Origin of the sequence: Pseudomonas sp. CDFA 610 (assembly GCF_021147865.1) — a bacterium.
GTDB classification, from domain to species: domain Bacteria; phylum Pseudomonadota; class Gammaproteobacteria; order Pseudomonadales; family Pseudomonadaceae; genus Aquipseudomonas; species Aquipseudomonas alliivorans.
The window spans coordinates 26,316-43,621 of the sequence record NZ_JAGTPM010000013.1; the positions used below are offsets into that span (position 1 = coordinate 26,316).

The window sequence follows — 17,306 nt, forward strand, 5'->3', positions numbered from 1 at the left end:
AGCCTGAATTTGAATCAAGCCCCTTTTGGGGCTTGATTCATTTCTGGGGTAGGACTAGAATTGCCGGCTCGCCTGAGCCCGTGTTTTTACTTGCCCGGAAAATCTCGGCGATAAGCTGTAGCCGTAAGGCTAATTATTTTGTTTTAGGAGCGTCTAGCCCATGAGTATGCAGGACCCGTTAGCGGACATGCTAACTCGTATCCGTAATGCCCAGATGGCTGAAAAGCCCGTCGTAAGCATGCCATCTTCCACGTTGAAGGTTGCTGTAGCAAAAGTCCTGAAGGACGAAGGCTACATTGCGGGTTATCAGATCAGCAGCGAAGTTAAACCATCGCTGTCCATCGAGCTTAAGTACTTCGAAGGCCGTCCGGTCATCGAAGAAGTTAAGCGCGTCAGCCGCCCAGGCTTGCGTCAGTACAAGTCCTCCGACGATCTGCCAAAAGTTCGTGGCGGTCTCGGTGTGTCTATCGTCTCCACCAACAAAGGTGTGATGACGGATCGTGCTGCGCGCGCTGCCGGTGTCGGTGGCGAAGTGCTTTGCACTGTGTTCTAAGGGGGGATAAGCATGTCACGCGTAGCTAAGAACCCCGTTAAGTTGCCATCCGGCGTCGAAGTCAAACTCGTCGGCCAGCAGCTTTCGGTGAAGGGTGCCAAGGGCACTCTAGAACTGAACGTCCATTCGTCTGTTGAGATTGTTGAAGAAGCTGGTGAGCTGCGTTTCGCTGCTCGCAATGGCGATCAACAAACCCGCGCAATGGCCGGCACAACTCGTGCACTGGTTAACAACATGGTCCAGGGCGTAAGCCAAGGCTTCGAGCGCAAGCTCCAGCTGGTCGGTGTTGGTTACAAAGCGCAAGCAAAAGGCACGGTCCTGAACCTGGCACTTGGCTTCTCGCACCCGGTGGATTACGAATTGCCGAATGGCATCACCGCTGAGACCCCCAGCCAGACCGATATCCTGATTCGCGGTATCGATAAGCAGTTGGTTGGTCAAGTGGCCGCTGAGATCCGCGACTTCCGCCGTCCTGAGCCTTACAAAGGCAAAGGTGTGCGTTACGCGGACGAAGTCGTCCGCCGTAAAGAAGCCAAGAAGAAGTAGGGCATAGCAAATGACCGTCAAAAAAGTTACCCGACTGCGTCGCGCTCGCAAAGCACGCCTGAAAATGCACGAGCTAGAAGTCGTGCGTCTCTGCGTGCACCGCTCTTCGCAGCACATTTATGCCCAGGTCATTTCGGCCGACGGCAGCAAAGTCCTGGCAAGCGCCTCGACTTTGGACAAAGAACTGCGTGATGGCGCCACTGGCAACATCGACGCGGCCACTAAGGTTGGCAAGCTGGTCGCCGAGCGTGCAAAAGCCGCGGGCGTATCGCAAGTGGCTTTCGACCGTTCTGGCTTCAAGTACCACGGCCGTGTCAAAGCGCTGGCTGATGCTGCTCGTGAAGGCGGGCTGGAGTTCTAAGTTATGGCAAATAACGACCAAAAACGCGACGAAGGCTACATCGAGAAGCTGGTTCAAGTTAACCGCGTGGCCAAAACCGTAAAAGGCGGCCGTATCTTCACTTTCACTGCGTTGACCGTAGTGGGTGATGGTAAAGGGCGTGTTGGCTTCGGCCGTGGCAAGTCACGTGAAGTGCCTGCTGCAATCCAGAAAGCGATGGAAGCTGCTCGCCGCAACATGATCCAGGTGGATCTGAACGGCACCACACTGCAGTACGCAATGAAGTCCGCCCATGGCGCTTCGAAGGTGTACATGCAGCCTGCTTCTGAAGGTACCGGTATCATCGCTGGCGGCGCAATGCGCGCAGTGCTGGAAGTTGCTGGTGTCCAGAACGTGTTGGCCAAGTGCTACGGCTCGACTAACCCTGTAAACGTGGTTCACGCCACTTTCAAGGGTCTGAAGGGCATGCAGTCTCCTGAGTCCATCGCTGCCAAGCGTGGCAAGCGTGTTGAGGAGATCATCTGATCATGGCTACCGTAAAAGTAACGCTGATCAAAAGCATGACCGGCCGCATCCCTAATCACAAATTGTGCATTAAGGGTTTGGGTCTGCGTCGCATCGGTCACACTGTAGAAGTCCTGGATACTCCCGAAAATCGCGGGATGATCAACAAGGCTTACTACATGCTGCGAGTCGAGGGTTAATCGATGAAACTCAATGATCTGAGTCCAGCGCCGGGTTCCCGTCGCGAAAAGCATCGTCCGGGCCGTGGTATCGGTAGCGGTTTGGGTAAGACTGGTGGCCGCGGCCACAAAGGTCAGACCTCCCGTTCCGGTGGCACCATTGCTCCGGGCTTTGAGGGCGGCCAACAGCCGCTGCATCGTCGCCTGCCAAAATTCGGTTTCGTTTCCCTGAAAGCCATGGACCGCGCAGAAGTGCGTCTGTCCGAGCTGGCCAAAGTGGAAGGCGACATCGTAACTGTGCAGACCCTGAAGGATGCCAACGTGATTAACCAGAACGTACAGCGTGTGAAAATCATGCTGTCGGGCGAAGTTACTCGCGCTGTCACCATCAAAGGTATCGCCGCCACCAAAGGTGCGCGTGCGGCTATCGAAGCAGCTGGCGGCAAGTTCGAGGAATAAATGGCTAAGCAAGGTGCTCTCTCTGCGCTCGGCAAAGGCGGTATGTCTGAACTCTGGGCTCGTCTGCGTTTTCTGTTCCTGGCGATTATCGTCTACCGAATAGGCGCACACATCCCGGTTCCAGGTATCAACCCGGACCGACTCGCAGAACTGTTTCGACAGAATGAGGGGACCATTCTTAGCTTGTTCAACATGTTTTCCGGTGGCGCGCTGGAGCGGATGAGTATCTTTGCACTGGGGATCATGCCGTACATTTCGGCATCGATCATCATGCAGTTGATGACCGCCGTCAGCCCGCAACTGGAGCAGTTGAAGAAGGAAGGTGAAGCTGGCCGTCGCAAGATTAGCCAGTACACCCGCTATGGCACCGTAGTCCTGGCTCTGGTTCAAGCTGTCGGCATGTCCGTCGGCCTGGCCAGTCAGGGCGTAGCGTTTTCTGGGGACCTGGGTTTCCATTTTGTGGCCGTAACCACCTTCGTGGCAGGTGCGATGTTCATGATGTGGCTAGGCGAGCAGATCACCGAACGCGGTGTCGGCAACGGTATCTCGATGTTGATTTTCGCAGGTATCGTCGCCGGTCTTCCGAGAGCGATAGGGCAGTCTTTCGAGTCTGCACGTCAGGGTGATATCAATATCTTCGCTCTGGTCGCAATCGGTTTGCTGGCAGTAGCGATCATCGGTTTCGTGGTCTTCATTGAGCGTGGTCAGCGTCGTATCGCTGTTCACTACGCCAAGCGTCAGCAGGGCCGCAAGGTCTTCGCTGCGCAGACAAGCCACTTGCCGCTGAAAGTGAACATGGCTGGTGTGATTCCGGCCATTTTTGCGAGCAGCATTTTGCTGTTCCCGGCTTCGCTGGGTTCCTGGTTTGGTCAGTCTGAAGGTCTGGGCTGGCTGCAGGACATCTCGCAGTCGATCGCTCCTGGTCAGCCGTTGAATATTCTGCTGTTTAGTGCAGGGATTATTTTCTTCTGCTTCTTCTATACGGCGTTGATGTTCAATCCGAAAGACGTAGCGGAAAACCTGAAGAAGTCCGGTGCCTTTATTCCGGGTATTCGTCCAGGCGAGCAGTCGGCGCGCTACATTGATGGCGTTTTGACTCGTTTGACCATGTTCGGTGCTCTTTATATGACGGCCGTGTGTCTGCTCCCCCAGTTTCTGGTGGTTGCGGCAAACGTACCGTTCTACCTTGGCGGGACCTCGTTGCTGATCGTGGTCGTGGTTGTGATGGACTTCATGTCCCAAGTGCAATCTCACCTCGTTTCGCACCAGTATGAATCCCTGATGAAGAAAGCCAACCTGAAGGGCTACGGTGGCAGCGGCGGTATGCTGCGCTGAAGCACCCCTAAGGTTCGAGGAGTTGGTGATGAAAGTTCGTGCATCGGTGAAAAAGCTGTGCCGTAACTGCAAGATTATTCGCCGCGAAGGTGTTGTTCGAGTAATTTGCAGCGCGGAACCACGTCATAAGCAGCGCCAAGGCTGATTGTGATTTGTGCTTAAGCCCAGCAGCTAGTGCGCTGCTGGGTTGATTATTTGTTACTACAGCGATATTATCTCGCGCCCTATTTCTTGGCTTCCGGGGCGTAGGTAGCTGTCAATTGGAGTCCCACTGAATGGCCCGTATTGCAGGCGTTAACATTCCAGATAACAAGCATACTGTTATCTCGCTGACCTACATCTATGGTGTTGGTCGCACCACTGCACAGAAAATTTGTGCAACCACCGGGGTTAACCCGGCGGCGAAGATCAAAGATCTGAGCGACGAGCAGATTGAACAGCTGCGTGGCGAAGTGGCGAAGTTCACCACTGAAGGTGACCTGCGTCGCGAAATCAACATGAAAATCAAGCGCTTGATGGACCTGGGCTGCTATCGCGGTCTGCGTCATCGTCGTGGTCTTCCAGTACGCGGTCAGCGTACCAAGACCAACGCGCGTACTCGCAAAGGTCCGCGTAAGCCGATCCGCAAGTAATCGCTCCAGCGCAACGACAGGAATTTAGTCATGGCAAAACCTGCTGCTCGTCCTCGTAAAAAAGTTAAAAAGACAGTGGTTGATGGCATCGCCCACATCCACGCGTCGTTTAACAACACAATCGTCACCATTACCGATCGTCAAGGTAACGCTCTTTCGTGGGCTACCTCCGGCGGTTCGGGTTTCCGTGGTTCCCGCAAGTCCACGCCGTTCGCTGCTCAGGTAGCTGCTGAACGTGCTGGTCAAGCTGCGCTGGAATACGGTCTGAAGAACCTCGACGTCAATGTCAAGGGTCCAGGCCCAGGTCGTGAATCCGCTGTCCGTGCATTGAACGGCTGTGGCTATAAGATCGCCAGCATCACCGACGTGACGCCAATCCCGCACAACGGGTGCCGTCCGCCGAAGAAGCGCCGCGTGTAATCCAGGAGACTGTAAGAAATGGCTCGTTACATTGGTCCAAAATGCAAACTTGCTCGTCGTGAAGGCACCGATCTCTTTCTGAAGAGCGGCGTTCGCGCTATCGAATCCAAGTGCAACATCGAAGCAGCTCCAGGCATCCACGGTCAGCGCCGCGGTCGCCAGTCCGATTACGGCACTCAGCTGCGTGAAAAGCAAAAAGTCCGTCGTATCTACGGCGTTCTCGAGCGTCAGTTCAGCGGCTACTACAAAGAAGCCGCCGGCAAGAAAGGCGCAACAGGTGAGAACCTGCTGCAGCTGCTCGAATGCCGTCTGGACAACGTTGTATACCGCATGGGCTTCGGCTCGACTCGTGCCGAATCCCGTCAACTGGTTTCGCACAAGTCTGTTAGCGTCAACGGTAAAACCGTTAACGTTCCTTCTTATCAGGTTCGTGCTGGCGACGTTGTTGCTATCCGCGAAAAGGCTAAGAACCAACTGCGTATTGTCCAGGCTCTCGATCTGTGTGCCCAACGTGGCCGCGTAGAATGGGTAGAAGTAGACACTGAGAAGAAATCGGGCGTTTTCAAGAACGTACCAGCTCGCAGTGATCTATCCGCCGACATCAACGAAAGCCTGATTGTCGAGCTCTACTCCAAGTAAGGGCTAGAAAATAGGTGCATCCATGCAGATTTCGGTAAATGAGTTCCTGACACCCCGCCATATTGATGTGCAGGTTGTCAGTCCAACCCGCGCCAAGATCACTCTCGAGCCTCTCGAGCGTGGTTTTGGCCATACCCTGGGCAACGCGCTTCGCCGCATTTTGTTGTCCTCCATGCCCGGCTGTGCAGTAGTCGAGGCCGAGATTGACGGTGTACTCCATGAGTACAGCGCCATCGAAGGTGTACAGGAAGACGTCATTGAAATCCTGTTGAACCTTAAAGGTCTGGCTATCAAGCTGCACGGTCGAGACGAAGTTACGCTGACCTTGTCGAAGAAGGGTTCGGGGGTGGTTACCGCTGCCGATATTCAGCTGGATCATGATGTCGAGATCGTTAACCCCGATCACGTAATCGCTAACCTGGCGTCTAACGGCGCCTTGAACATGAAGCTCACCGTAGCTCGTGGTCGTGGTTATGAGCCGGCAGACTCGCGTCAAAGCGATGAAGACGAAAGCCGCAGCATTGGTCGCTTGCAGCTCGACTCTTCGTTCAGCCCGGTTCGCCGTATCGCATACGTGGTGGAAAACGCCCGTGTCGAACAGCGTACCAACCTGGACAAGCTGGTTATTGATCTGGAAACCAATGGTACGCTGGATCCTGAAGAGGCTATCCGCCGCGCTGCAACCATTCTGCAACAGCAGTTGGCTGCGTTCGTCGACCTCAAAGGCGACAGCGAACCTGTGGTAATCGAACAGGAAGACGAGATCGATCCGATCCTGCTCCGTCCGGTTGACGATTTGGAACTGACTGTACGTTCGGCTAACTGCCTTAAGGCGGAGAACATTTACTACATTGGTGACCTGATTCAGCGCACCGAAGTAGAACTGTTGAAAACTCCGAACCTTGGGAAGAAGTCTTTGACTGAGATCAAAGATGTTCTGGCCTCCCGTGGTCTGTCCCTCGGCATGCGCCTCGACAACTGGCCGCCGGCAAGTCTTAAGAAGGACGACAAGGCTACGGCCTGATCGTCGTAATCACCGAACGCGAGTTTGGTAAGGAATGAACCATGCGTCATCGTAAAAGTGGACGTCACCTGAGCCGTACCAGCTCTCACCGCAAAGCCATGTTTCAAAACATGGCGGTGTCGCTGTTCGAGCACGAGCTGATCAAGACTACCCTGCCGAAAGCCAAGGAACTGCGCCGCGTTGCCGAGCCGCTGATCACCCTGGCCAAGGAAGACAGCGTTGCTAACCGTCGTCTGGCTTTCGACCGTACTCGTTCGAAAGAAATCGTCGGCAAGCTGTTCAACGATCTGGGCAAGCGCTATGCAACCCGTCAGGGCGGCTACCTGCGCATCCTCAAGTGCGGTTTCCGCGCTGGCGACAACGCGCCTATGGCGTACGTCGAGTTGGTTGATCGTCCTGTCGGCGGCTCTGTAGAAGCTGCTGAATAAGACATCAGTTTGAACAAAAAACCGGGCCCAGTGCCCGGTTTTTTGTTGCCTAAAATTAATAAACTCTATCAACATTTAATAATTAATAAATTTCATCATGTGATGCTTTCGAATAATAATCTCGCTCAAGCTGATTAGCCGGCTCTATAGAGCCTGAGGAAGATATTGCATGACCCTGAAGACGCTTACGACCGCCAGTGGTGCGCCGGTCGCCGATAACCAGAATTCCCGCTCGGCAGGCCCACGAGGTCCTTTGCTTCTGGACGATTTCCACCTGATCGAGAAGCTCGCCCACTTCAACCGCGAGAACATTCCAGAGCGTCGTGTGCATGCCAAGGGCTCGGGTGCTCACGGCACATTCACAGTTACCAAAGACATCTCGCAATACACCAGCGCCGACCTGTTCAGTGCTGTGGGTAAGCAGACGCCCATCTTCATTCGGTTTTCCACAGTAGGTGGCGAGCGCGGCTCGGCTGATACCGAGCGCGATCCGCGTGGTTTCGCGGTGAAGTTTTACACCCAGGAAGGTAATTGGGACATCGTGGGCAATAACACGCCGGTGTTCTTTATCCGTGACCCGCTGAAATTTCCTGACTTCATTCACACGCAGAAGCGTCTGCCGCAGACCAATCTCAAAAGCTCGCAAATGATGTGGGATTTCTGGTCGCACTCGCCAGAGGCCTTGCATCAAATCACCATCCTGTTTTCGGATCGCGGTATTCCTGATGGCTACCGCCACATGCACGGCTTCGGCAGCCACACCTACAGCCTGATCAGCGCCAATGGCGAGCGTCACTGGGTGAAGTGGCATTACAAGAGCAGGCAGGGCATCAGGAACCTCACGCCCGAGGATGCCGTACGCATCGCCGGGACTGATCCTGATTACGCTCAACGCGATCTGTTTACTGCTATCGAAAAAGGCGACTTCCCCAAGTGGCAGGTTTGCATTCAGTTGATGACCGAAGCTCAGGCCAACAACCATCACGAGAACCCTTTCGACGTCACCAAAACCTGGTCGCAGAAAGAGTACCCATTGATTGAAGTCGGTGAGATGGAGCTGAATCGCAATCCGCTGAACTACTTTGCTGAAGTCGAGCAGGCGGCATTTGGCCCCAGCAATATGGTGCCGGGTGTAGGGCTTTCTCCGGACCGCATGCTGCAGGGTCGTGTGTTCGCCTATGCAGATGCTCATCGCTATCGCGTCGGCACCAATCACCAGCAACTGCCGATCAACGCGCCGAAGAACCCGGTTTACAGCTACCAGCGTGACGGCTCGATGGCGTTTGGCACCAACGGTGGTGCTGCGCCGAACTATGAGCCAAACAGCTACTCGGATGCGCCCAGGCAGAATCCTCGCTATGCCGAGCCCGCGCTCGCGTTGAGCGGCAATGCCGATCGTCATGATCATCGCGTGGATAATGATTACTACAGCCAGGCGGGGAAGTTGTTCAACCTGATGAGCGCTGATCAGAAAGCGTTATTGATCAATAACATTGCCGGCGCAATGAGCGGCGTATCCAGTGATGTCGTGCAGCGTCAGTTGCAGTACTTCTACAAAGCTGACGTTGCTTATGGGGAAGGCATCGCCAATGCTCTGGGTGTGAAACTGGGCTGAGTCGAAGTGAGAAACAGAACCGCCCTCATTTGGGCGGTTTTTCGCTTCTGGATGGCGTAAATTCGACGCTTTTTATCGGATTATTGCGTTTTTCCGAGTGACCTCCGGCGGCGCTTGGTTCAAACTATCGCCTTTGAAGCAGGAGATCTGGTGCGATGCAAGGCCATCCAGAAGTAATCGATTATCTGAACACATTGCTCACTGGCGAACTGGCGGCTCGTGACCAATATTTCATTCATTCGCGCATGTACGAAGATTGGGGTTTCGCCAAGCTCTACGAGCGCATCAATCACGAGATGGAAGAAGAGGCGCAACACGCCGATGCGCTGATGCGTCGTATCCTGATGCTCGAAGGCACGCCGCGCATGCGTCCCGACGATCTGGACATCGGCACCACAGTGCCCGAGATGCTCGCCAGCGATCTTCGTCTCGAGTACAAGGTCCGCGCTGCGCTCTGCAAGGGCATCGCGCTCTGCGAGCTGCACAAGGATTACATCAGCCGTGACATTCTTCGCGTTCAACTGGCTGATACTGAGGAAGACCACACCTATTGGCTGGAACAGCAAATGGGTCTGATCAAGTCCATCGGTTTGCAGAACTACCTGCAATCGCAGTTCTGATCCAGCGACGGCTGTAACGAAAAAAGCTCCTGCACTTGCGTGACAGGAGCTTTTTTTCGTCTTCGATTCAACCACTAAGTATGGACCTGAGCGGATCCGGCCAAAGCCGGGCCCGGCAGGTCAGTCCCCTTCAGGCCTTGTCGCGTATCAACAATGGCTTGAGGTAATGCCCGGTGTAGGACTGCTCCATCTCGGCAACCTGTTCCGGCGTGCCGGTGGCGATGATCTGTCCGCCGCGCGAACCGCCTTCCGGACCCAGATCGACCAGCCAGTCCGCCGTCTTGATGACGTCCAGGTTGTGCTCGATCACCACCACGGTGTTGCCGTGATCGCGCAGGCGGTGCAGGACGTCGAGCAGTTGCTGAATATCCGCGAAGTGCAGACCTGTCGTCGGCTCGTCGAGGATGTACAGCGTCTTGCCGGTGTCACGCTTGGACAGTTCGCGGGACAGCTTGACCCGCTGAGCCTCGCCACCCGACAACGTTGTCGCCGACTGACCCAGCTTGATGTAGGAAAGCCCCACATCCATCAGGGTCTGCAGCTTGCGCGCCAAGGCCGGAACAGCATCGAAGAATTCACGCGCTTCTTCGATGGTCATCTCCAGCACCTCGTGGATGCTCTTGCCCTTGTACTTGATCTCCAGCGTCTCGCGGTTGTAGCGCTTGCTCTTGCACACATCGCAAGGCACGTAGATGTCCGGCAGAAAGTGCATCTCCACCTTGATCAGACCATCGCCCTGACAGGCTTCGCAGCGCCCGCCCTTGACGTTGAACGAGAACCGGCCCGGCCCGTAGCCACGCGAGCGCGATTCTGGCACACCGGCAAACAGCTCACGGATGGGGGTGAACAGGCCGGTGTAGGTCGCCGGGTTGGAGCGGGGCGTGCGACCGATCGGGCTCTGGTCGATATCCACGACCTTGTCCAGGTGCTGCAGGCCGTTGATGCTGTCATGCGTGGCGGCTTCCAGCGTCGTTGCGCCGTTCAGTGCGGTGGCGCTGAGCGGGAACAGCGTGTTGTTGATCAGTGTCGATTTGCCCGACCCTGAAACACCCGTCACGCAGGTCAGCAGACCAATCGGGATCTCAAGGTTCACGTTCTGCAGGTTATTGCCGCGAGCGCCTTTGAGCGTCAGCGAAAGCTTCTTGTTGCGAGGCGTGCGCTTGGCCGGGACTTCGATCTTGACGCGCCCTGACAGGTACTTGCCTGTCAGCGAGTCGGGGTGCGACATGACCTGATCCGGCGTGCCTTCGGCGACGATATGTCCGCCATGCACGCCCGCTCCCGGGCCGATGTCTACCACGTAGTCGGCCAGACGAATTGCATCTTCGTCATGCTCGACCACGATCACCGTGTTGCCGATGTCGCGCAGGTGCTTGAGCGTGCCTAGCAGACGGTCGTTGTCACGCTGGTGCAGGCCAATGGACGGTTCGTCGAGGATGTACATCACCCCGACCAGGCCGGCACCGATCTGGCTGGCCAGACGGATACGCTGCGCTTCGCCGCCGGAAAGAGTGTCCGCACTGCGATCCAGCGTCAGGTAATCCAGACCCACGTTCACCAGAAACTGCAGGCGCTCGCGGATTTCCTTGAGAATCTTGTCAGCAATTTCGCCGCGGCGACCCGTCAGCTTCAGGGTGTCGAAGTAGTGAGTGGCATCGCCAATCGGCAGATTGGTCACTGCCGGCAGCGTTTTCTCGCCCACCCAGACATGACGCGCTTCGCGACGCAGACGCGTGCCACGACAGTCGGGGCAGGGTTGGGTACCGAGGAACTTGGCCAGCTCCTCACGGACGGTTGCCGATTCAGTTTCCCGATAGCGACGCTCCAGGTTCGGCACGATGCCTTCGAACGGGTGAGCGCGTTTGACGATGTCGCCACGGTCATTCAGGTAGCGGAAGTCAACGTTCTGCGAGCCGCTGCCGTTGAGCAGGATCTTTTGCTGATCGGCAGGCAATACCTTGAACGGTACTTCCAGACTGAAGCCGTAGTGCTTGGACAGCGAACCGAGCATCTGGAAGTAATAGACGTTTCGTCTGTCCCAGCCTCGTATCGCGCCTTCCGCCAGCGTCAGTTCGGCATTCACCAGTCGCTTGATGTCGAAGAACTGCTTCACACCCAGGCCGTCGCAGGTCGGGCAGGCGCCAGCCGGGTTGTTGAAGGAGAACAGCTTGGGTTCCAGCTCGCTGATCGCATGGCCACAGATTGGGCAGGCGAAGCGCGCAGAGAAGATTGTCTCTTCACCCGGTTCATCGTCCATTGGCGCAACCAGCGCAATGCCGTCTGCCAGTTTGAGCGCCGTTTCGAAGGATTCAGCCAGACGCTGTTGCAGGTCCGCACGTACTTTGAAGCGGTCCACGACCACATCGATGGAATGCTTCTTCTGTTTGTCGAGCTTCGGTAGCTCATCCAGCTCGCACAGCTTGCCGTTGACCCGCGCACGTACGAAGCCCTGGGCACGCAGCTCTTCGAAGACCGACAGGTGTTCGCCCTTTCGCTCGCGAATGACCGGCGCCAGCAACATCAGCTTGCTGCCTTCCGGCTGAGCCAGGACCAGGTCGACCATCTGGCTGACAGTCTGGGCTTCAAGCGGAATGTCATGGTCCGGGCAGCGAGGCTGGCCGACTCGTGCATACAGCAGGCGCAGGTAGTCGTAGATTTCGGTGATGGTGCCCACGGTCGAGCGCGGGTTGTGAGACGTCGATTTCTGTTCGATGGAAATCGCAGGCGACAGACCTTCGATGGTATCGACGTCAGGCTTTTCCATCATCGACAGGAACTGCCGGGCGTAGGCCGACAGCGACTCGACATAACGCCGCTGCCCTTCGGCGTAGAGCGTGTCGAAAGCCAAGGATGATTTGCCAGAGCCGGACAGTCCGGTGATAACGATCAGCTTGTCGCGTGGAAGAGTCAGGTCAATATTTTTCAGGTTGTGGGTTCGAGCCCCACGAATCAGGATCTTGTCCAAAATGGCCTCGCACGGCGGGCGTCGAAAACATGGGAGTATACGGATAAATACTGGATGGATACACACTATCCACCGGCTTTACAGGCAGAGATGAATACTCTGTCATGTAAACGCGTCAAAGCGTCGCGATATACCCCGTCAATCGATGGGACTGGTAGAATCGCCGCCGGTTCACACGAGGTTTCTCCATGCACGATCCCCACAGCGAACGAATGAGCAGCGGCGAGACACGTGCCGCAGGCGGTCTTGCGCTGGTCTTCGCGTTTCGCATGCTCGGTATGTTCATGGTGCTTCCGGTTCTGGCCACTTACGGCATGGACCTGGCGGGCGCCAGCCCCGCGCTGATCGGCCTGGCCATCGGCGCATACGGCCTGACCCAGGCTGTGCTGCAGATCCCGTTCGGGATCATTTCCGACCGCATCGGTCGACGTCCCGTCATCTACCTGGGGCTGATCATCTTCGCCATCGGGAGTGTCGTGGCGGCGAATGCCGATTCGATCTGGGGCATTATCGCCGGCCGTATCCTGCAGGGTGCCGGTGCGATTTCCGCCGCCGTCATGGCGCTGCTCTCGGACCTGACCCGTGAACAACACCGCACCAAGGCCATGGCCATGATTGGCATGACCATCGGTTTGTCGTTTGCGGTCGCGATGGTGGTCGGTCCGGTCATCACCGGCGTGTTCGGGTTGTCGGGGCTGTTTCTGGCCACTGGCGGCATGGCACTGCTGGGAATCCTGATCATCGCGTTCATCGTGCCCAAGGCGAACGGCCCGCTGCTGCATCGTGAGTCCGGCGTCGCCAAACAGGCGCTAGGACAGACGCTGCGTCACCCGGACCTGCTGCGTCTGGATCTGGGTATCTTCGTATTGCACGCCATGCTCATGTCCAGCTTCGTGGCACTGCCGCTGGCGCTGGTCGAAAAAGCCGGTCTGCCCAAGGAACAACACTGGTGGGTCTATCTGACTGCACTGCTGATTTCGTTCTTTGCGATGATCCCGTTCATCATATACGGTGAGAAGAAGCGCCAGATGAAGCGCGTTCTGCTCGGCGCCGTGACCGTGCTGATGGTGTCCGAACTTTACTTCTGGGCATTTGGTAACACGTTGCGGACACTGGTCATAGGGACAGTGGTATTCTTCACCGCGTTCAACCTGCTGGAGGCGTCTTTGCCGTCGCTGATCAGCAAGGTGTCGCCGGCTGGCGGAAAAGGGACGGCAATGGGGGTTTATTCCACCAGCCAGTTTCTTGGATCGGCCGCAGGTGGGATACTGGGCGGCTGGTTGTTCCAGCACGGCGGGCTCGATGTGGTGTTCCTTGGCGGTGCAGCCATGGCTGCCGTCTGGCTTGCGTTTGCAATGACCATGCGTGAACCGCCTTACGTGACAAGCCTACGTCTGCCGTTGTCGCCAGAGGCACAGCGTGATGCAGGCCTGGCAGAGCGTTTAAAGTCCGTAACCGGCGTAACGGATGCAGTGGTGGTTGCCGAGGAGGCAGCCATCTATATCAAACTGGATACAAAATTATTGGATCGTGCCTCTCTCGAAAAGCTGATCAATCCAGCATCAGAAGCGTGCGAAGCCTAGGAGAACGTTATGGCCCGTGGGGTTAACAAAGTCATATTGGTCGGTACATGCGGCCAGGATCCCGAAGTTCGCTACTTGCCTAACGGTAACGCCGTGACCAACCTGAGTCTGGCAACCAGCGAACAGTGGACTGACAAGCAGACCGGTCAGAAGGTCGAGAAGACCGAGTGGCACCGTGTTTCGATGTTCGGCAAGGTTGCCGAAATCGCTGGCGAATACCTGCGCAAGGGTTCGCAGGTCTACATCGAGGGCAAGCTGCAGACCCGCGAATGGGAAAAAGACGGTATCAAGCGTTACACCACCGAAATCGTCGTCGACATGCAAGGCACCATGCAATTGCTGGGCGGCCGTCCACAGGGCGACGCACAACAAGGCCAGGGTGGCGGCAACTACAACCAGTCCGCCCCTCGTCCACAGCAGTCGCGCCCGCAGCAGTCGGCTCCGCCACAGCAGAACTACAACCAGCAGCCTCCACAGCAACGCGAATCCCGCCCTGCGCCACAGCAGCAAGCGCCGCAGCCGGCTGCTGATTTTGATAGTTTTGATGACGATATTCCGTTCTGATCGCATCTCCCTCAGAACCGCACCACCCAAAGCGAAGCCACTCACCTGGCTTCGCTTTTTTTTATGCCTGCATAACTCCGTCGCGCTATAGATGTTACTCAGCATCAAAGTCATTGACGATTTAGATTTTGTTCATCATCATAACTCCATCTCCTACACCCGCGATGTTCCTGAGCGCCCTCCGGTTCGCGTCCAAGGCTCATCCAGATGACCAAAGCCCTCCAGATCACAGGCCCTGAAATGACTGAAAAAAATCTCTTCGACACGTACCGCCTTGGCAATCTGATCCTCTCCAACCGTATCGTCATGGCTCCGCTGACCCGCAACCGTGCTGGCGCGGGGCTGGTGCCGAGTGAGTTGGCTGCGACCTATTACGGTCAGCGTGCTTCTGCCGGTTTGCTGATCACCGAGGCCACTCAGGTATCCCCGCAGGCGCAGGGGTATCAGGACACACCGGGTATTTACACCCAGGCGCAGATCGATGGCTGGCGCAAGGTGACGGATGAGGTGCATGCCCAAGGCGGGCGTATTTTTGTGCAGTTGTGGCACGTGGGGCGTATTTCTCATGTGGATTTGCAGCCGGGTGGCGCTGCGCCGGTTGCGCCTTCGGCGATTCGTGCTGAAACCAAGACGTTCGTGAACAATGGTTTCCACGATGTTTCCGAGCCACGGGCGCTGGAGCTGAGTGAATTGCCTGGCATCGTGAATGATTTCCGTCAGGCGGCGGCGAATGCCATTGCGGCCGGTTTTGACGGTGTGGAAGTGCATGGCGCGAACGGCTATCTGCTGGAGCAGTTCATCAAGGACGGCGCGAATACCAGGACTGACGCTTACGGTGGCTCTGTCGAGAATCGTGCGCGTCTGTTGCTGGAAGTCACGGCTGCAGTGGTTGCCGAGATTGGTGCCGAGCGCACCGGTGTGCGTATTTCACCTGCATCACCTGCTGGCGCGATCAGCAGCAGCGATCCTCAGCCGCAGTACAACTACATCGTTGAAGAACTGGATGTGCTGGGCGTCGTTTACCTGCATGTCGTCGAAGGAGCGACCGGTGGGCCGCGTGATGCGGTGCCATTCGATTACGGGCAATTGCGCAAACGCTTCCATCAGACCTATCTGGCCAACAACGGCTATGACCTTGATCTGGCGACTTCGCGGCTGGTCGATGGCAGTGTTGATCTGGTGGCGTTCGGTCGTCCCTTCATCAGCAACCCGGATCTGACCGAACGCTTGAAGACGGGCGCACCGTTGACGCCGATGAATCCGGCCACAATCTATGGCGGCGGGGCAGAGGGGTATACCGACTATCCGACGCTGGTCCAAACCACGGCCTGATGCCGGTTACGCATCCGTCGCAATGACGGATGCGTTTCCCTGATGTTCAATCGCTGCGTGAACTCGCAAAGATTGCCATCAGTTCTTCGTTCCCCACGGCTACGCTCATGGCGGCCGGTATCTGTTTGCCCTCGATCCTGCACAGCAAACCTGCTTCGCGGCATATGACGGCGCCCGCAGCGATGTCCCACAAATTGGTAAACCGTTCGAGGTAACCATCGATCTGCCCGAGCGCCGCGAAGCCCAGGCCTATAGTGGCGCAGCGGTAGCCTGCCAGTCCCCAGCCTTTATGGCGCAGGTTCAGTTCCAGTTGCCCTAGAGACTCAGCAGCCCAGTTGTTGCTAGAACCTATGCCTACGATGCGCAGGTTCTGTGGCGGTTCGGGGCGGGCAAAAGGGGCGCCATTCAGCCACACACCTTCGCCGGACTTGGCTGACAGGGTGTACTCCAGTGCCGGGTAGGCGATGACGCCGATCACGGGTTGCCCCGCTGAAAGATAGGCGAGGGAGATGCCCCACAAAGGCGAGCCACGCAGGAAGTTGCCGGTGCCATCGATGGGGTCCAGCGCCCAGCCATCGATAATGACTTCGCCGCCCAACTCCTCGCCCAGTACCGGCTCATCCGGAAAGTACTCGTTCAGGCTGGCCCGTATCAGATGTTCGACTTCAAGGTCTGCCTGAGACACCAGGTCCTGAGGGCTTTTGGTGGCGATGTCCAGTGTGTGGCGGTTATTGAAGTGCTCCAGGGCCAGTACGCTCGCCTGTTCGACGCAGCGCAGGGCAATGCTCAGTCGGTCTTTCATTGCAGATCCTCTTCGTCGGGCTTGTCGAGCAGGTCAGGGTAGTCACTGAGAATCGATTGTGCCCCCCGCGCCAGCAGGTAGCGCGCTCTGTAGGGGTTGTTGATGGTTGCGACGGCGAACTCGACTCCACTGTGGCGCAGGCGTTCGAGGTGGTGGTCGTCGAGCATGTCGTCCAGCACATGTAGAATCCGGCAGCCATATTCGGCCAGCAGCGCAGCCGGGTCGGCGGGGGCGACCAGCGACGCCATCGCCAGTGGCACTTCTGGCCATAGCTGGCGCGCGCGGACAAGCGAACGCACCGAGAAACTCGAGACAAACAGGCCTCCCAACCCTGCCGGCCACATTCTCTTGAGGATCGGGATGACGATCTCGGCGGTTTCGACATCGTCGCCTATGGTGGGTTTGAGCTCGACCTGCAAGCCGAGGTTCAGACGCAAGGCACAGGCCACCACTTCTTCGAAGGTCGGCACCTGCAGACCGGCGAATGTGGGGGAGAACCAGCTCCCGGCGTCCAGTTTGCGGATGTCCTCAAAGGTATGCAGCACGACCGCGCCTTTTCCGTTGGTGGTGCGGTCCAGCAGGTCGTCGTGGATGACGATGGGCCGACCGTCACGGGTCAGCTTCACGTCGATTTCAACCCATTTGGCACCATGCTGCGCGGCGGTTTCCAGGGCGAGCAAGGTGTTTTCCGGTACATAGGCTTTAGCGCCGCGATGGGCAATCAGCGATGAGCGAACGAGCGGAGCACGGTTGGACATGTCAGGGA

At 56.9% G+C, this 17,306-nt stretch carries 21 protein-coding genes; 18 read left to right on the forward strand and 3 right to left on the reverse strand.

The window, feature by feature from the left end; genetic code table 11:
- Positions 1-160: 160 nt before the first annotated feature.
- The 15 genes from rpsH (at position 161) to bfr (ending at position 9,294) form a co-directional block, all read left to right on the forward strand.
- Entirely contained in the window at positions 161-553 is a 393-nt protein-coding gene (gene rpsH / locus KDX39_RS22720) for a 30S ribosomal protein S8 (RefSeq protein ID WP_004883681.1), read from the forward strand.
- 12 nt (positions 554-565) lie between these two features.
- Complete coding sequence (gene rplF / locus KDX39_RS22725) at positions 566-1,099, forward strand: 50S ribosomal protein L6 (RefSeq protein WP_004883684.1); 534 nt, start codon at positions 566-568, stop codon at positions 1,097-1,099.
- A 10-nt stretch (positions 1,100-1,109) separates the two neighbouring features.
- On the forward strand, positions 1,110-1,460 hold the full coding sequence (rplR, locus tag KDX39_RS22730; RefSeq protein WP_002555473.1) for a 50S ribosomal protein L18: 351 nt from the start codon (positions 1,110-1,112) through the stop codon (positions 1,458-1,460).
- 3 nt (positions 1,461-1,463) lie between these two features.
- Positions 1,464-1,964: a 30S ribosomal protein S5 gene (rpsE, locus tag KDX39_RS22735; protein ID WP_024687031.1), complete on the forward strand. Its 501-nt coding sequence runs from the start codon at positions 1,464-1,466 to the stop codon at positions 1,962-1,964.
- 2 nt (positions 1,965-1,966) lie between these two features.
- Positions 1,967-2,143, forward strand: coding sequence for a 50S ribosomal protein L30 (rpmD, locus tag KDX39_RS22740; protein WP_003444363.1), 177 nt, complete (start codon positions 1,967-1,969; stop codon positions 2,141-2,143).
- 3 nt (positions 2,144-2,146) lie between these two features.
- Positions 2,147-2,581: a 50S ribosomal protein L15 gene (gene rplO, locus KDX39_RS22745; RefSeq protein ID WP_004883688.1), complete on the forward strand. Its 435-nt coding sequence runs from the start codon at positions 2,147-2,149 to the stop codon at positions 2,579-2,581.
- Positions 2,582-3,916, forward strand: a complete 1,335-nt coding sequence (secY, locus tag KDX39_RS22750; RefSeq protein WP_004883689.1) for a preprotein translocase subunit SecY — start codon at positions 2,582-2,584, stop codon at positions 3,914-3,916.
- Positions 3,917-3,944: 28 nt separating this feature from the next.
- A complete protein-coding gene (gene rpmJ, locus KDX39_RS22755; protein WP_002555468.1) occupies positions 3,945-4,061 on the forward strand; it encodes a 50S ribosomal protein L36 in 117 nt (38 codons plus the stop codon).
- Between the two features lie 130 nt (positions 4,062-4,191).
- On the forward strand, positions 4,192-4,548 hold the full coding sequence (gene rpsM, locus KDX39_RS22760; RefSeq protein WP_004883692.1) for a 30S ribosomal protein S13: 357 nt from the start codon (positions 4,192-4,194) through the stop codon (positions 4,546-4,548).
- Positions 4,549-4,578: 30 nt separating this feature from the next.
- Positions 4,579-4,968, forward strand: coding sequence for a 30S ribosomal protein S11 (rpsK, locus tag KDX39_RS22765; protein ID WP_002555466.1), 390 nt, complete (start codon positions 4,579-4,581; stop codon positions 4,966-4,968).
- Positions 4,969-4,986: 18 nt separating this feature from the next.
- On the forward strand, positions 4,987-5,607 hold the full coding sequence (gene rpsD / locus KDX39_RS22770; RefSeq protein WP_002555465.1) for a 30S ribosomal protein S4: 621 nt from the start codon (positions 4,987-4,989) through the stop codon (positions 5,605-5,607).
- 22 nt (positions 5,608-5,629) lie between these two features.
- Positions 5,630-6,631 carry a DNA-directed RNA polymerase subunit alpha gene (locus KDX39_RS22775; protein WP_003176403.1) on the forward strand — a complete coding sequence of 334 codons (1,002 nt, stop codon included), beginning with the start codon at positions 5,630-5,632 and terminating at the stop codon, positions 6,629-6,631.
- Positions 6,632-6,672: 41 nt separating this feature from the next.
- On the forward strand, positions 6,673-7,059 hold the full coding sequence (gene rplQ / locus KDX39_RS22780) for a 50S ribosomal protein L17 (RefSeq protein ID WP_002555463.1): 387 nt from the start codon (positions 6,673-6,675) through the stop codon (positions 7,057-7,059).
- A gap of 169 nt (positions 7,060-7,228) precedes the next feature.
- Positions 7,229-8,674 (forward strand): catalase, encoded by a 1,446-nt coding sequence (locus tag KDX39_RS22785; protein ID WP_231661876.1) that lies wholly within the window; start codon positions 7,229-7,231, stop codon positions 8,672-8,674.
- A gap of 155 nt (positions 8,675-8,829) precedes the next feature.
- Entirely contained in the window at positions 8,830-9,294 is a 465-nt protein-coding gene (gene bfr / locus KDX39_RS22790; protein ID WP_004883697.1) for a bacterioferritin, read from the forward strand.
- Positions 9,295-9,424: 130 nt separating this feature from the next.
- Here the strand turns inward: bfr and uvrA are convergent, their stop codons facing one another.
- Positions 9,425-12,259 carry an excinuclease ABC subunit UvrA gene (gene uvrA / locus KDX39_RS22795; protein WP_231661877.1) on the reverse strand — a complete coding sequence of 945 codons (2,835 nt, stop codon included), beginning with the start codon at positions 12,257-12,259 and terminating at the stop codon, positions 9,425-9,427.
- A gap of 188 nt (positions 12,260-12,447) precedes the next feature.
- On the opposite strand from uvrA, the gene KDX39_RS22800 reads away from it, so the two are divergent.
- From KDX39_RS22800 to KDX39_RS22810, 3 genes are all read left to right on the forward strand, one after another.
- Positions 12,448-13,842, forward strand: a complete 1,395-nt coding sequence (locus tag KDX39_RS22800) for an MFS transporter (protein ID WP_099227153.1) — start codon at positions 12,448-12,450, stop codon at positions 13,840-13,842.
- Between the two features lie 9 nt (positions 13,843-13,851).
- The gene (locus KDX39_RS22805; RefSeq protein ID WP_004883704.1) at positions 13,852-14,406 is read left to right on the forward strand and encodes a single-stranded DNA-binding protein; all 555 of its coding nucleotides are present in this window, start codon (positions 13,852-13,854) and stop codon (positions 14,404-14,406) included.
- A 240-nt stretch (positions 14,407-14,646) separates the two neighbouring features.
- Positions 14,647-15,738: an alkene reductase gene (locus KDX39_RS22810; protein ID WP_231661984.1), complete on the forward strand. Its 1,092-nt coding sequence runs from the start codon at positions 14,647-14,649 to the stop codon at positions 15,736-15,738.
- A 46-nt stretch (positions 15,739-15,784) separates the two neighbouring features.
- Here KDX39_RS22810 and KDX39_RS22815 read toward each other — a convergent pair whose 3' ends face one another.
- Complete coding sequence (locus KDX39_RS22815; protein ID WP_231661878.1) at positions 15,785-16,540, reverse strand: inositol monophosphatase family protein; 756 nt, start codon at positions 16,538-16,540, stop codon at positions 15,785-15,787.
- Positions 16,537-17,298: a glycerophosphodiester phosphodiesterase family protein gene (locus KDX39_RS22820; RefSeq protein ID WP_099227150.1), complete on the reverse strand. Its 762-nt coding sequence runs from the start codon at positions 17,296-17,298 to the stop codon at positions 16,537-16,539. Before KDX39_RS22820 ends, KDX39_RS22815 begins: the two co-directional genes overlap by 4 nt.
- Positions 17,299-17,306 lie beyond the last annotated feature (8 nt).

Coding starts and splice junctions, on each gene's coding strand:
- rpmJ (WP_002555468.1), top strand. CDS start 3,945: ATGAAAGTTCGTGCATCGGTGAAAAAGCTGTGCCGTAACTGCAAGATT.
- KDX39_RS22820 (WP_099227150.1), bottom strand. CDS start 17,298: ATGTCCAACCGTGCTCCGCTCGTTCGCTCATCGCTGATTGCCCATCGC.
- rplR (WP_002555473.1), top strand. CDS start 1,110: ATGACCGTCAAAAAAGTTACCCGACTGCGTCGCGCTCGCAAAGCACGC.
- secY (WP_004883689.1), top strand. CDS start 2,582: ATGGCTAAGCAAGGTGCTCTCTCTGCGCTCGGCAAAGGCGGTATGTCT.
- rpsM (WP_004883692.1), top strand. CDS start 4,192: ATGGCCCGTATTGCAGGCGTTAACATTCCAGATAACAAGCATACTGTT.
- rplQ (WP_002555463.1), top strand. CDS start 6,673: ATGCGTCATCGTAAAAGTGGACGTCACCTGAGCCGTACCAGCTCTCAC.
- rpsE (WP_024687031.1), top strand. CDS start 1,464: ATGGCAAATAACGACCAAAAACGCGACGAAGGCTACATCGAGAAGCTG.
- rplO (WP_004883688.1), top strand. CDS start 2,147: ATGAAACTCAATGATCTGAGTCCAGCGCCGGGTTCCCGTCGCGAAAAG.
- rpsD (WP_002555465.1), top strand. CDS start 4,987: ATGGCTCGTTACATTGGTCCAAAATGCAAACTTGCTCGTCGTGAAGGC.
- bfr (WP_004883697.1), top strand. CDS start 8,830: ATGCAAGGCCATCCAGAAGTAATCGATTATCTGAACACATTGCTCACT.
- rplF (WP_004883684.1), top strand. CDS start 566: ATGTCACGCGTAGCTAAGAACCCCGTTAAGTTGCCATCCGGCGTCGAA.
- KDX39_RS22815 (WP_231661878.1), bottom strand. CDS start 16,540: ATGAAAGACCGACTGAGCATTGCCCTGCGCTGCGTCGAACAGGCGAGC.
- KDX39_RS22775 (WP_003176403.1), top strand. CDS start 5,630: ATGCAGATTTCGGTAAATGAGTTCCTGACACCCCGCCATATTGATGTG.
- KDX39_RS22800 (WP_099227153.1), top strand. CDS start 12,448: ATGCACGATCCCCACAGCGAACGAATGAGCAGCGGCGAGACACGTGCC.
- rpmD (WP_003444363.1), top strand. CDS start 1,967: ATGGCTACCGTAAAAGTAACGCTGATCAAAAGCATGACCGGCCGCATC.
- KDX39_RS22810 (WP_231661984.1), top strand. CDS start 14,647: ATGACTGAAAAAAATCTCTTCGACACGTACCGCCTTGGCAATCTGATC.
- rpsH (WP_004883681.1), top strand. CDS start 161: ATGAGTATGCAGGACCCGTTAGCGGACATGCTAACTCGTATCCGTAAT.
- rpsK (WP_002555466.1), top strand. CDS start 4,579: ATGGCAAAACCTGCTGCTCGTCCTCGTAAAAAAGTTAAAAAGACAGTG.
- KDX39_RS22805 (WP_004883704.1), top strand. CDS start 13,852: ATGGCCCGTGGGGTTAACAAAGTCATATTGGTCGGTACATGCGGCCAG.
- KDX39_RS22785 (WP_231661876.1), top strand. CDS start 7,229: ATGACCCTGAAGACGCTTACGACCGCCAGTGGTGCGCCGGTCGCCGAT.